Annotated in this window: 10 protein-coding genes; 8 read left to right on the forward strand and 2 right to left on the reverse strand. The window is 72.3% G+C overall.

What is annotated here, in order from left to right; all coding sequences use genetic code 11:
• Positions 1-28: 28 nt before the first annotated feature.
• Together OG410_RS29230 and OG410_RS29235 are read right to left on the reverse strand one after the other, a co-directional pair.
• On the reverse strand, positions 29-3,292 hold the full coding sequence (locus OG410_RS29230; RefSeq protein ID WP_329301834.1) for a tetratricopeptide repeat protein: 3,264 nt from the start codon (positions 3,290-3,292) through the stop codon (positions 29-31).
• Positions 3,289-5,127 carry an HSP90 family protein gene (locus tag OG410_RS29235; protein ID WP_329301835.1) on the reverse strand — a complete coding sequence of 613 codons (1,839 nt, stop codon included), beginning with the start codon at positions 5,125-5,127 and terminating at the stop codon, positions 3,289-3,291. The genes OG410_RS29230 and OG410_RS29235 overlap by 4 nt, the downstream gene beginning before the upstream one ends.
• Positions 5,128-5,293: 166 nt before the next feature.
• On the opposite strand from OG410_RS29235, the gene recG reads away from it, so the two are divergent.
• From recG to mutM, 8 genes are all read left to right on the forward strand, one after another.
• Positions 5,294-7,510, forward strand: a complete 2,217-nt coding sequence (gene recG, locus OG410_RS29240) for an ATP-dependent DNA helicase RecG (RefSeq protein WP_329301836.1) — start codon at positions 5,294-5,296, stop codon at positions 7,508-7,510.
• Between the two features lie 67 nt (positions 7,511-7,577).
• Positions 7,578-8,165: a 16S rRNA (guanine(966)-N(2))-methyltransferase RsmD gene (rsmD, locus tag OG410_RS29245; RefSeq protein ID WP_329301837.1), complete on the forward strand. Its 588-nt coding sequence runs from the start codon at positions 7,578-7,580 to the stop codon at positions 8,163-8,165.
• A gap of 26 nt (positions 8,166-8,191) precedes the next feature.
• Positions 8,192-8,671, forward strand: coding sequence for a pantetheine-phosphate adenylyltransferase (gene coaD / locus OG410_RS29250; RefSeq protein ID WP_326790782.1), 480 nt, complete (start codon positions 8,192-8,194; stop codon positions 8,669-8,671).
• 99 nt (positions 8,672-8,770) lie between these two features.
• Positions 8,771-9,868 carry a cell division initiation protein gene (locus OG410_RS29255; protein ID WP_329301838.1) on the forward strand — a complete coding sequence of 366 codons (1,098 nt, stop codon included), beginning with the start codon at positions 8,771-8,773 and terminating at the stop codon, positions 9,866-9,868.
• Between the two features lie 173 nt (positions 9,869-10,041).
• The gene (locus OG410_RS29260) at positions 10,042-10,695 is read left to right on the forward strand and encodes a YceD family protein (RefSeq protein ID WP_329301839.1); all 654 of its coding nucleotides are present in this window, start codon (positions 10,042-10,044) and stop codon (positions 10,693-10,695) included.
• Between the two features lie 2 nt (positions 10,696-10,697).
• A complete protein-coding gene (gene rpmF, locus OG410_RS29265; protein WP_006139588.1) occupies positions 10,698-10,871 on the forward strand; it encodes a 50S ribosomal protein L32 in 174 nt (57 codons plus the stop codon).
• Positions 10,872-10,890: 19 nt separating this feature from the next.
• Complete coding sequence (gene rnc, locus OG410_RS29270; protein WP_328671679.1) at positions 10,891-11,748, forward strand: ribonuclease III; 858 nt, start codon at positions 10,891-10,893, stop codon at positions 11,746-11,748.
• A gap of 292 nt (positions 11,749-12,040) precedes the next feature.
• On the forward strand, positions 12,041-12,901 hold the full coding sequence (gene mutM, locus OG410_RS29275) for a bifunctional DNA-formamidopyrimidine glycosylase/DNA-(apurinic or apyrimidinic site) lyase (RefSeq protein WP_329301840.1): 861 nt from the start codon (positions 12,041-12,043) through the stop codon (positions 12,899-12,901).
• The last annotated feature ends 10 nt before the right edge of the window (positions 12,902-12,911 follow it).

The following is a 12,911-nucleotide window of genomic DNA, read 5'->3' on the forward strand; positions in this document are numbered from 1 at the left end:
GGCGACGACGGGAACGGCCGGACAGCTCCTAGCCGGCCTTCTCCGTGAGCTTGCGCATCTTCTCGGCCTCGGCCCGCCGGGCCCCGGCGGTCTCCGCGTCCAGCCGGTCGCACACGGCGAGGACCGTGCCCGCGCGGGCCGACGCGGCCTCGTGGCGCCCCAGGTCGGCCTCCAGCCAGCCTGCCGCCAGTTCGGCGCCCGTCCGGGCACCGAGCAGCGAGTCGCCGAGGGAGGCGAACACGGTGATCGCCCGGACCATGTGCCCGAGGGCCTCCTCGAGCGCCTCCCGTACGACGGCCTCCTCCGCGTCGTCCGGTACCGAGCGCGTCACCAGGTCACCGAACTGACGGTGGGTGTGCGCGAGTTCGGCGACGAGACGGCGCCCCGCCTCGGCCTCCGCTTCCGCGTCCTCGCTTTCGACACCGTCACCGGCCCCGGACCCGTCACCGGCCCCGGACCCGTCACCGGCCCCGGACCCGTCACCGGCCCCGGACCCGTCACCGGCCCCGGACCCGTCACCGGCCCCGGACCCGTCACCGGCCCCGGACCCGTCACCGGCCCCGGACCCGTCACCGACCCCGGCGGCGCGGTCCGTCCTCGCCGCCCCGGCCTCGGACGGGCCGTCCGCTCCGCCCGGCTGTCCGGCCCCCGGCGAGTCCGTGGCGGCCGTCCGGCCCTCGGCCGCCGACGCGCACTCCTGGATCGCCTCCGCCATGAGCTCCCGCGCCTCGTCGAGCCCTCCGTCCCGCCGGGCCGCGCCCCACGCGCGTGCCCGGAGCGCGCGGACGAGCCCGTCGACGTTGCCCAGCTCGCGCCAGAGGTCGCCGGCACGGACGTACGCCTGATCGGCCTGGGCGGTCATCCCGGCGTGCGTGAGGGCCTCGGCCGCGAGGTTCGCGAGCATCGCGTGGTCGCGCTGCTCGGGCCAGTGCCGGGCCGTGTCGGCGGCGCGCAGCCAGTGCTCGGCGGCCCCGCGGTGTTCGCCGAGCTCGGTGAGACAGTCGCCGAGCCACCAGCGCGTCTGCACGATCGTGCCCTCGCCGTGCATCTCGGCGGTCAGATCCGGCAGCGCCGACTCCAGGATCTCGGCGGCCTCGGCCCACCGGCCCCGGCGGAGCAGGAACCCACCGAGGTGGTGGCGCGCCCAGGCTCCGAACGTGGCCGCCTCGCCCGCTTCGTCGGCCCAGTGCGCGGCCTCCAGGGCATGCTCCGAGGCGGGGCCGAACCGCCCGGTGGCGGCGAGCGTCTCGGCGAGCCGGAGATGCAGCTGGGCATGGCCCATCGGCTCCAGATGGGAGCCCCCGTGATCCAGCGCGTCGCGCGTCGCCCGTTCCGCCGCCTCCATGTCGCCGAGATGCGTCGCGATCCCGGCGAGCCGGGAGTCGTACTCGACGGCGAACCACGGCAGCCCCGCCGCCACGAACCCGTCGACGGCGCACCGCAGGAGTCCGGCGGCCGCTTCGGCGTCGTCGGCGCGGGCCGCGAGCTCCCCGAGCATCGCGTACGCCTCGGCGGCCCGCGACGTGAGGCCCACGTCGTCCCCGGCGTGCGCCTCCGCGAGGGCCAGCAGCTCCCGCGCGGCCTCGTCGGCGGCGGCCATGACAGCGGCCTCGGATCCGTAGCCGGAGCCGGTGTCGCTGTCGCTGGCGGAGGGCGTCTGCCCGCTCACCGCGCCGGTCTCCAGTTCGTCCACCCGGTGCATCAGCGTCCGGGCCCGGCTCACCAGCACGGACGCCGTCTGCGCGACCCCCGTCCCACCCTCCGCGAACAGGGCGAGCACCTGCGCGCGCAGCTCCGTGACGACCTCCAGGGCCTGCGCGGACCCGCCCGCCAGCGCCTGGACGTACACGGCGCGGGAACGGGCCGCCAGCGCCTCACCCGGGTCGCCCGCCTCGGCGTACAGCCCGGCGGCCCGGTGGAAGAGCGCGGCGCCCTGCGGCCCGAGGCCCATGGCCGCGTGATCGGCGATCTCCGCGCGGTCGCGGACCGCCAACTCCTGGCCCTCGGCGGCGCGCGCGACCGCCGCCCACGCCTCGACCGCGTCCGGGTCCCGCAGCGCCGAGAGCCGCCGGGCCTCGGCGAGCAGCGCGTCCAGGCCCGGCTCGGCGGCCTCGGCCCCGGCCTCCCCCGGAGGCGCGGGCACCGGCGCCGACGGACGGGACCCGGAGCGTGCCGGGGCCGCGGAGCGAACGCCCAGCGGCAGCCGGCCGACGAGCACCGGCTGGTCCATGCGCGCGCGGGCCCGCTCACCGATGTACGACGTGCCGTTGCGCTCGTCGAACCGCGCGGCCAGCGCGAGCGCCTCCCCGCGCGCGTGCACGGCGAGTTCCGCCGCCGTCCACCCGCGCCCCGCGGGCCCGGGAACCGGCTGCTTGCCGAGCCCGAGGGCGGTCAGCCTGTCCATGGCGAGCGCCACGACCGACATGAAGTCCAGTTGGCTGCGCGGATCACCGGAGTCCGTGAAATAGGCCGGGCGCTCCGCGAGCAGCTCCAGGGCGCGCGCCTCGTTGCCGGTCAGGGCACAGAACTCCACATGGTCCGCGTACGCGCCCCGCATGCTCTCCATGGCCCGCACCAGCCGGAAACCCCGGAGATGATGGGAGCGTGCCTCCTCGATCCGTCCCAGGCGCAGCAGCGGCAGCAGGGAGGACGCGAGGATGGTGTGCGGCTCATGGGCGCAGGTGTACTCGCCCTGAAGCACCGGCGCCCACAGCTCCAGCGCCTCCTCGTCCGCGCCGCGCACCGCGCGCCACCACCCCTGCCCGTGCAGCTCGCAGGCGTGGCAGTCGGCCATCGCGTCGCGGTCCGCCGCCAGCCAGGCGGTGTACGCCCGTTCGGCGCGCTCCAGGTCGCCCAGATGGGCGGCGACGCTGAACTCGGCGCCGCGCACGGCCCGTTCGGAGTGACCGGCGAGGCGGTAGCGCCGCTCCATCTCGCCGAGCCACTTCTCTATGGAGGCGAGCGGGACGTGCGGCTGGTCGAGCATGCCCGCCGACATCCACTTGAAGACCCAGTGCAGGGAGTGGATCTCGAACTCGTCGAAGTCCTCCGGGTGTTCGTCCCACATGCGCAGCAGGCGCGCGAAGGGCACGAACATCTTGCCCTTCTCGGAGCTGTAGTTGTAGACCTTCAGCTGGTGTCCGAGCGCCTCGATGACGGCGAGCGGGATGTTCAGCTGCTCGGCCTCCACGAGCAGTTGCTCCGCGCGCGCGTTGCGCCCGGGGCCCTCCGGCTGCTCGTAGTTGTCCGCCATGGCCCGGCGCAGCGTGTCGAAGTCCATGGCCGGGGTCATCGCCGGTCGTCCTTTCCGGGGTCGGTGTGGGTGGCCCACTCCAGGAGGCCGATGAAGGCGCGGTTGAGCAGCGCCGAGTCCGCGGGCCGCAGCGGGCGCTGGGCCATCAGCAGGGCCTGTCCGTACAGGGACTCCGTGGCGGTGCCTATCAGGTCCGGATCACCGAGCGAACTGATCCTGCGGATCAGCGGATTGAGGTGGTTGAGGACCAGACGCGCGCGCGGGGCGCTGCCGCGCAGCGAGCCGAGGATGCCCGCCCACAGGTCGTCGGCCTGCTCCTCGGCCTCCGCCCGGGCCTGTTCGTGGCGGGCCGACCGGTCGTCCAGATGCAGGGCGGGCACCGACAGGGGGTGGAAGGCGCGCAGCACCACATCGCAGTTCAGCGGGTCGAGCCGGGCCCGCGCGGCCGCGAGGAATCCGGCCAGCGCCAGCTCCTCGGCCGGGTCGACCGTGTCCAGGTGGGCCGTCACGGTGTCCGCGTCCAGCTCCGAGACGGCCGTACCCGGACGGACGGCGGGCAGCGCCTCGATCAGCTCGCTGTCGTACGTGTAGCCGCCGTTGACGACCCCGACACCCTGCGCGGAGGCGATCGCCGCGACCTGCCGGTACTCCTCCACGGTCCGGGTGAAGTGGACCACCGGGTGCCGCTGCGCGAACTCCTCCAGGGACAGCCGTCCGTCGGTCGTCTCGAAGGGCAGCCACGGCAGCATCGTGCGCAGCATCTCCGCGTCGTGCCGGGCCAGCGACTTCACGCCCAGGTGATGCACGGACAGGAAGGCGGCCAGCCGTTCCGGATCGCCGGCCGCGAGTCCGGTCAGCCAGGACCGGATGCGCTCGCCCAGCGCCTCCCGTACGGCGGCGAGGGTCTCGTCCTCGTACAGCGACTCCCGCGACGCGGTGGGCCGCAGACTGTCCGTGTCGAGGACGCAGCGCACGAAGAACGCCCAGTCGGGCAGCAGCTGTTCGGCCCGCTCGGTGAGCAGCATGCCCTTCAGGTGCACACGGTGGGTCGCGCGCTGTGCGGGACTGACCGCCGTCGGCAGCACGTAGGCCACGCCCCGGATGCCCGCCAGCGGCACGTCCAGGTCGATGGAGTCCAGCGGAGTGAACCCGAACAGCTCCCGGCAGTGCCGGGCCAGGGCGACCCGCCGGCCGGAGGGGCTCGGATAGGGCCGGTCCCAGGGCGCGGGCAGGTCCGCGATCGCCTCGTCGCCGACCCGTACGTCGTACGGCAGCAGCGCGCCGAAATCGCGCGCCAGCGAACGGACCCGCTCCTCGCTCAGCCACTCGCCGGCCCCGGCGCGCGCCACCAGATGCACGGTGGTGCCGGGTTCGGCGCGCGCCTCGTGCGGCAGGGTGCGCACCGTGTACGAGCCGTCGTCGGCCGCCGTCCACTCGACGGGCGCCGCATCGGGCATCCGGGCGCTGCGGCTGACCACCCGGATCCGCTCGGCGACGACGAAACACGCCAGCAACCCGATCCCGAACTGGCCGAGGAAGTCCGAACGCGCCGACTCCAGGCCGTCGTTCCGCTTGGAACTGCGGCCGATGGTCGCCAGCAGACTGTGCACGTCGGACTCGGTGAGCCCGACACCGGAGTCCTCCACCCGCAGGGTCCCGCCTTCGGCGTACAGCCGAACGGTGGCCGGGGCGTCCGGCTGCTCGGCGCGCCGCGCGGTGATCGCGTCGACGGCGTTCTGCAGCAGCTCGCGCAGATAGACCTTGGGGCTGGAGTAGAGGTGATGGGAGAGGAGGTCGACCAGACCGCGCAGGTCGACCTGGAACGTATGAGGTGACGGGGAGGCCTGGGACGGCTGTGAGGTCTGGGAGTCCATCGTCGCTGCGCCGGTCGGTGGGGGGACGGGCCACGGCGCGGGGTCGGGCGGTCCCGGGGGCGGTGACCGCGAAGAGGGCCGGAGCGCGTCATCCTAGGCCCGGAACGAGCCGTCTGACCAGCGGATTTCCAGGACGTATACGGCAATGTCAGTGCCGTGGTGTGCAATGGATCTCGTGCCCGTGCTCGAAGAACCACTGAAGAAGGCGCTCGGTCCCGCCACCGCGAAGGTGATGGCCGAGCACCTCGGCCTGCACACCGTCGGCGACCTGCTGCACCACTACCCCCGCAGATACGAGGAGCGCGGGCAGCTCACCCACCTCGCCGACCTGCCGCTGGACGAGCACGTGACCGTGGTCGCCCAGGTCGCCGACGCGCGCCTGCTCACCTTCGCCTCCTCCAAGGCGCCCCGCGGCAAGGGCCAGCGCCTCGAAGTCACCATCACGGACGGCAGCGGCCGCCTCCAGCTGGTCTTCTTCGGGCACGGCGTGCACAAGCCCCACAAGGACCTGCTGCCCGGCACCCGCGCGATGTTCTCCGGCAAGGCCTCCCTCTTCAACCGCCGTCTCCAGCTGGCCCACCCGGCCTACGAACTGCTGCGCGGCGAGGGCGACGAGGCCGCGGAGAGCGTCGACAGCTGGGCGGGCGCCCTCATCCCGATCTACCCGGCGACCGCCAAGCTGGAGTCCTGGAAGATCGCCAAGTCGGTGCAGACGGTGCTGCCGAGCGCGCAGGAGGCGGTCGATCCCCTCCCGGACCCGCTGCGCGACGGCCGCGGCCTGGTCACCCTCCCCGAGGCCCTCCTCAAGATCCACCGCCCGCACACCAAGGCGGACATCCACGACGCCCGCGCCCGCCTCAAGTGGGACGAGGCCTTCGTCCTCCAGGTCGCCCTGGCCCGCCGCCGCCACGCCGACGCCCAGCTCCCCGCCGTCGCCCGCGTCCCCGCGCCGGACGGCCTGCTGACCGCCTTCGACGCCAAGCTCCCCTTCACCCTCACCGAGGGCCAGCGGAAGGTCTCCAAGGAGATCTTCGACGACCTCGCCACCGAACACCCGATGCACCGGCTGCTCCAGGGGGAGGTCGGAAGCGGGAAGACAATGGTGGCCCTGCGCGCCATGCTCGCCGTGGTCGACGCCGGCGGGCAGGCCGCGATGCTCGCGCCCACCGAGGTGCTCGCCCAGCAGCACCACCGGTCGGTCACCGAGATGATGGGCGAGCTGGCCGAGGGCGGCATGCTCGGCGGGGCCGAGCACTCCACGAAGGTCGTGCTGCTCACCGGCTCCATGGGGGCGGCGGGCCGGCGGCAGGCGCTGCTCGACCTGGTCACCGGCGAGGCCGGGATCGTGATCGGCACGCACGCGCTGATCGAGGACAAGGTGCAGTTCCACGATCTGGGCCTGGTCGTGGTCGACGAACAGCACCGCTTCGGCGTCGAGCAGCGCGACGCCCTGCGCGGCAAGGGCAAACAGCCCCCGCACCTCCTGGTGATGACCGCCACCCCCATCCCGCGCACGGTCGCGATGACGGTCTTCGGCGACCTGGAGACCTCCGTGCTCGACCAGCTCCCCGCCGGACGGTCCCCGATCGCCAGCCATGTCGTCCCGGCCGCGGACAAACCGCACTTCCTCACGCGCGCCTGGGAGCGCGTGCGCGAAGAGGTGGAGAACGGCCATCAGGCGTACGTCGTCTGCCCCCGCATCGGTGACGAGGACGACGACCCGAAGAAGGGCGGCAGGAAGAAGTCCTCCGAGGACGAGGCCGAGAAGCGCCCGCCGCTGGCCGTCCTGGACGTCGCCGACCAGCTCACCAAGGGCCCCCTCCAGGGACTCAGGGTCGAAGTCCTGCACGGCAGGATGCACCCCGACGACAAGGACGCCGTGATGCGCCGCTTCGCCGCGGGCGAGACACACGTCCTGGTCGCCACGACCGTGATCGAGGTCGGGGTGAACGTACCGAACGCCACCGCCATGGTGATCATGGATGCCGACCGCTTCGGCGTCTCCCAGCTCCACCAGCTGCGCGGCCGGGTCGGCCGTGGCTCGGCGGCGGGGCTGTGCCTGCTGGTCTCCGAGATGCCGGAGGCGAGCCCGGCCCGTCAGCGGCTGAACGCGGTGGCCTCGACCCTGGACGGCTTCGAGCTCTCCCGCATCGACCTCGAACAGCGCCGCGAGGGCGACGTCCTCGGCCAGGCACAGTCCGGTGTCCGTTCCTCGCTGCGCATGCTCGCCGTCATCGAGGACGAGGAGATCATCGCGGAGGCCCGCGAGGAGGCCGCCGCGGTCGTCGCCGCGGACCCGGATCTCACGGGCCTGCCCGGCCTGCGCGTCGCCCTGGACGCCCTGCTGGACGAGGAACGGGAGCAGTACCTGGACAAGGGCTGAGCGGCGGCGAGGGGCCGGCGGCTGAGAGACTGGGAGGAACCGACCACCCCCAGCGCAAAGGACCCTCATGACCCGCGTGATCGCCGGCCGGGCCGGCGGACGCCGTCTGGCCGTCCCGCCGGGCACCGGCACCCGCCCCACCTCCGACCGCGCGCGCGAGGGCCTCTTCTCCACCTGGCAGTCCCTGCTCGGCGGCCCGCTGGAGGGCGAGCGCGTGCTCGACCTGTACGCCGGCTCGGGCGCCGTCGGCCTGGAGGCGCTCAGCCGCGGTGCCGGACACACCCTGCTCGTGGAGGCGGACGCCCGCGCGGCCAGGGTCATCCGCGACAACGTGAAGACGCTGGGCCTGCCCGGCGCCGAGGTCAGAGCGGGCAAAGCGGAGCAGATCGTCAAGGCGGCGGCGCCCGAGGCACCGTACGACCTGGTCTTCCTGGACCCCCCGTATGTCGTCGCGGACGGCGATCTTCGGGAGATTCTGCTCACACTCCGCACCGGGGGCTGGCTCGCGGAGGATGCGCTCGTCACCGTGGAGCGCAGCACCAGAGGCGGTGAATTCGGCTGGCCGGACGGTTTCGAGGCCGTCAGGGCCCGTCGCTACGGCGAGGGCACGTTTTGGTACGGTCGCGCCGCCTCTACGTGCGAAGACGCACGATGACCGGACCGGAGAGCGAGGGACCACTGTTGCGCCGCGCCGTCTGTCCGGGGTCATTCGACCCCATCACCAACGGACACCTCGACATCATCGCCCGCGCCTCCGCGCTCTACGACGTCGTGCACGTCGTGGTGATGATCAATCAGTCGAAGAAGGGCCTGTTCACGGTCGACGAGCGGATCGAGCTGATCCGCGAGGTCACGGCCGAGTTCGGCAACGTCCAGGTCGAGGCCTATCACGGCCTCCTCGTCGACTACTGCAAGCAGCGGGACATCCCGGCCATCGTCAAGGGCCTGCGCGCGGTCAGCGACTTCGACTACGAACTCCAGATGGCCCAGATGAACATCGGCCTCTCGGGTGTCGAGACGCTGTTCATCCCGACCAGCCCCACCTACAGCTTCCTCTCCTCGTCGCTGGTGAAGGAAGTCGCGAACTGGGGCGGTGACATCTCCCACCTGGTGCCGCCGGTGGTCCTGGAGGCGCTCAAGGGGCGGCTCGGCCAGGACTGAGCGACTGACAGTCCGTCACCCGGTGTCGGACGGTAAGGGTGTGGTCGTACAGTCGTCCCGTCCGTCTCCATCACAGCTGTAGAGAGTGGCGAGCACACGGTGGACGTGCAGAAGAAGCTCGATGAGATCGTCCAGACGGTCGGCAGTGCCCGTTCCATGCCCATGTCGGCATCGTGCGTGGTCAACCGCGCCGAGCTGCTCTCGTTGCTGGAGGAGGTGCGCCAGGCGCTGCCCGGCTCCCTCGCCCAGGCGCAGGAGCTGATCGGCGGACGCGAGGAGATGGTCGAGCGGGCCCGTCAGGAGGCCGAGCGGATCATCGAGACCGCGCACGCCGAGCGCGGCTCGCTCATCTCCGACACCGAGGTTGCCCGCCGCTCGCAGAACGAGGCGGACCGCATCCTGAACGAGTCCCGCAGGGAGGCCGAGGAGATCCGCGCGGAGGCCGACGACTACGTCGACTCCCAGCTCGCCAACTTCGAGGTCGTCCTCACCAAGACCCTCGGCTCCGTCGGCCGTGGCCGCGAGAAGCTCCTCGGCACCGGCCCGGGCCTCGACGAGCAGGGCTACGAGGACGAGGACGCCCCCGAACGCAGCTACGACCCGGAGACCTTGCGCCGTAACGCCGACGAGTACGTCGACGTCAAGCTCGGTGCCTTCGAGGCCGTCCTCGCCAAGACCCTGGAGGCCGTCGGCCGCGGCCGGGAGAAGCTCCAGGGCCGGATCGCCAGCGACGACCTCGGCGAACTCGGCTCCTTCGGGGACGACGGGACGCCGGGGGCGCACACCAGCGACGCCGACTACCTCGCCGGCCTCGCGGAGCTCTCCGACGGTCCCGAACAGGGCGCCCGGACCTCGGAGCCGGCCGCCCGGACCCCGGAGCCAGCCGCCCAGCCGTCCTACGGGCAGCAGGACGCGTACGGCTACCAGCAGCAGGCCGACCCGTACGGCTACCAGCAGCAGCAGTACGCCCAGCAGCAGGACGCCTACGGCTACCAGCAGGCAGACCCGTACGCCGCCTATCAGCAGCAGGGCTACGACCAGCAGGGGTACGACCAGAACCAGCAGGCCTACGCCCAGCAGCAGGCCCACGCCATGGACCAGCAGAACCACGCCCTCGACGAGGCCAGCCTCTTCGACACCAGCATGATCAGCGCGGACCAGCTCAGGGCGTACGAGCAGGGGCGCGGCGGCCACTGACCGCCCGGTCAGGAGGGGCGCGCGCCGCCGGCCGGGGGGCGAGCGCGCACCGGATTGGGCCGAGAGCGAAAGGTCCAGTATCCTGGCTCTTCGGTCGCGTGTACGTCCGCGATCAACGCTGCCCGCGGGACACCGGGGGTGGCATCCCCTGAGATCGAGAACCGAAAGCAGTCATGGCTCTGAACGCCCGCCTCGACCACCGCAATCCTCTCGTGTTCGACACACACGAGCTGGGGCGGCGTCCTGGCGCGCTCCAGCGCCTGACCCGCACGATCGACGCTCCCAGGGATCTCGGGATCCAGGGTGTCATCGGAGTGCCGGAAGGCGCCCCGATGGAGCTCGAACTTCGTCTCGAGTCGGTCATGGAAGGGGTGCTTGTCACAGGCACCGCCCGTGCATCGGCCGAGGGGGAGTGCGTAAGGTGTCTTGAGCCGCTTGAGCAGGTGCTCGAAGCGGATTTCCAGGAGATGTTCTCGTACCCTGACGCCGACGACCGGGGCCGCCCCAAGGCGGAGCCGGCCGACGACGCCGAGGAAGACGAGGACACGCTCCCTCTCGAGGACGGATTGTTCGACCTCGAACCCGTGCTGCGTGATGCGGTGGTGCTCGCACTGCCGATGCAGCCGGTGTGCCAGGACGACTGCCCGGGTCTGTGCTCCGAATGCGGAGCCCGGCTCGCGGACGACCCGGAGCACCACCATGACGCCGTCGACATCCGTTGGGCGGCACTGCAGGGACTCGCCGGTTCACTCGAAGATGGCGAGAAGGACGAGATGAGCGGCGGCGCGCTTCCATCAGCGCACGCCGACGAGAAGCAGGAGAAGTAGCCGTGGCTGTTCCGAAGCGGAAGATGTCGCGCAGCAACACGCGCCACCGCCGGTCGCAGTGGAAGGCTGCGGTCCCCACCCTGGTTGCGTGCGAGCGTTGCCACGAGCCCAAGCTGCAGCACATCGCGTGCCCGGCCTGTGGCACCTACAACAAGCGCCAGGTCCTCGAGGTCTGAGCGGCTGGTGAGAGGTCTGATGTCTGACGCCAAGGCGGATTCAACCGCCAAGAAAAAGGCGGACAACACAGCCTCGTCCCACACGCTTCTGGAAGGGCGGCTCGGCTACAAGCTCGAGTCCGCCCTTCTGGTGCGTGCGCTGACCCACCGTTCCTACGCGTACGAGAACGGCGGTCTGCCGACCAACGAGCGTCTGGAGTTCCTCGGGGACTCCGTACTGGGCCTCGTGGTCACGGACACGCTGTACCGCATCCACCCCGACCTGCCCGAGGGCCAACTGGCCAAACTGCGGGCCGCGGTGGTCAATTCTCGTGCACTTGCGGAGGTGGGCCGCGGCCTCGAACTCGGCTCCTTCATCCGGCTCGGCCGGGGCGAGGAAGGCACGGGAGGCCGGGACAAGGCGTCCATCCTCGCCGACACCCTCGAAGCGGTGATCGGCGCTGTCTATCTCGACCAGGGGCTGGAGGCTGCGGGCGAACTCGTCCACCGGCTCTTCGACCCGCTGATCGAGAAGTCCTCGAATCTCGGTGCCGGCCTGGACTGGAAGACCAGCCTCCAGGAACTCACCGCGACCGAGGGGCTCGGGGTTCCCGAGTACCTGGTCACGGAGACCGGCCCGGATCACGAGAAGGTCTTCACTGCTGCCGCCCGCGTCGGAGGCGTCTCGTACGGCACCGGCACCGGCCGCAGCAAGAAGGAGGCGGAGCAGCAGGCCGCGGAATCCGCGTGGCGTGCCATCCACTCCGCCGCGGACGAACGCGCGAAGTCGGCCCAGGCCGCCGAACAGGCGGCTCGTGCCGCCCAGCAGGCGGCTCAGGACATCGAGGAGACCGCCGACACCTCCTCGACGCCCACCACCGACACGGCCACGGCCTGAATCCTTCACCCCCCGCACGGACCGCGGTGTTCGCGGCCCGTGCGGGGGACCCGCACCAACGGACCCCGCCCCGGCGCACTCGCGCCGCGGCGGGGTCCGCGCGTTCCGCGTCGCGCGTCGCCGTGCCGCGCGTCCCGAGTTGCCGCGCCCAGCGCCCAGCGTTCCGCCTCCACCTCGCCTCCCCCTTCCGGGACGGACCCCTCCCGGGACGAACCGCCCGCCGACGGCCGCCGCCGGGTGCGATGTACCCTTCCGGCATCACCGGCCCAGTCCGCCCCTCAGGAGGAGTCCCGTGCCCGAGCTGCCCGAAGTCGAAGTCGTGCGGCGGGGGTTGGAGCGCTGGATCACCGGGCGGGTCGTGCGATCCGTGGACGTCCGGCATCCGCGGGCGGTGCGGCGGCATCTGGCGGGCCCCGACGGCTTCGCGAAGGCGCTCGCCGGGCACCGGGTGGGCGAGGCGATGCGCCGCGGCAAGTACCTGTGGCTGCCGCTCGACGACTCGCCGTACTCCGTGCTCGCGCACCTCGGCATGAGCGGTCAGCTCCTCGTGCAGCCGGAGGACGCCGCCGAGGAGAAGCATCTGCGCATCCGCGTCCGCTTCGATGACGACCGCGGCACCGAGCTGCGCTTCGTCGACCAGCGCACCTTCGGCGGGCTGTCCCTGCACGAGAACACCCCGGACGGCCTCCCCGACGTCATCGCGCACATCGCCCGCGACCCGCTCGACCCCCTCTTCGACGACGCCGCGTTCCACACCGCGCTGCGGGCCCGCCGTACGACCCTCAAGCGCGCCCTGCTCGACCAGTCGCTGATCAGCGGTGTCGGGAACATCTACGCGGACGAGGCGCTGTGGCGCTCCAAGCTGCACTACGAACGCCCGGCCGGAACCATGACCCGGCCGCGCACCGCCGAACTCCTCGGCCACGTCCGCGACGTCATGAACGACGCCCTCGCCGCCGGAGGGACGAGCTTCGACAGCCTGTACGTCAACGTGAACGGCGAGTCGGGCTACTTCGACCGCTCGCTCGACGCGTACGGGCGTGAGGGCGAACCCTGCCGCCGCTGCGGGACCCCGATGCGCCGACGGGCCTGGATGAACCGCTCCAGCTACTTCTGCCCGCGCTGCCAGCGCGCGCCGCGCCCGGCCGCCTGACGGTCCGGGC

It is taken from the genome of Streptomyces sp. NBC_00659 (assembly GCF_036226925.1).
Lineage (GTDB): Bacteria > Actinomycetota > Actinomycetes > Streptomycetales > Streptomycetaceae > Streptomyces.

Bases quoted from the DNA above. Each gene is read 5' to 3' on its own strand.
- recG (WP_329301836.1), top strand. From the start codon at position 5,294: ATGGATCTCGTGCCCGTGCTCGAAGAACCACTGAAGAAGGCGCTCGGT.
- OG410_RS29230 (WP_329301834.1), bottom strand. From the start codon at position 3,292: ATGACCCCGGCCATGGACTTCGACACGCTGCGCCGGGCCATGGCGGAC.
- OG410_RS29235 (WP_329301835.1), bottom strand. From the start codon at position 5,127: ATGGACTCCCAGACCTCACAGCCGTCCCAGGCCTCCCCGTCACCTCAT.
- rsmD (WP_329301837.1), top strand. From the start codon at position 7,578: ATGACCCGCGTGATCGCCGGCCGGGCCGGCGGACGCCGTCTGGCCGTC.
- rnc (WP_328671679.1), top strand. From the start codon at position 10,891: ATGTCTGACGCCAAGGCGGATTCAACCGCCAAGAAAAAGGCGGACAAC.
- OG410_RS29260 (WP_329301839.1), top strand. From the start codon at position 10,042: ATGGCTCTGAACGCCCGCCTCGACCACCGCAATCCTCTCGTGTTCGAC.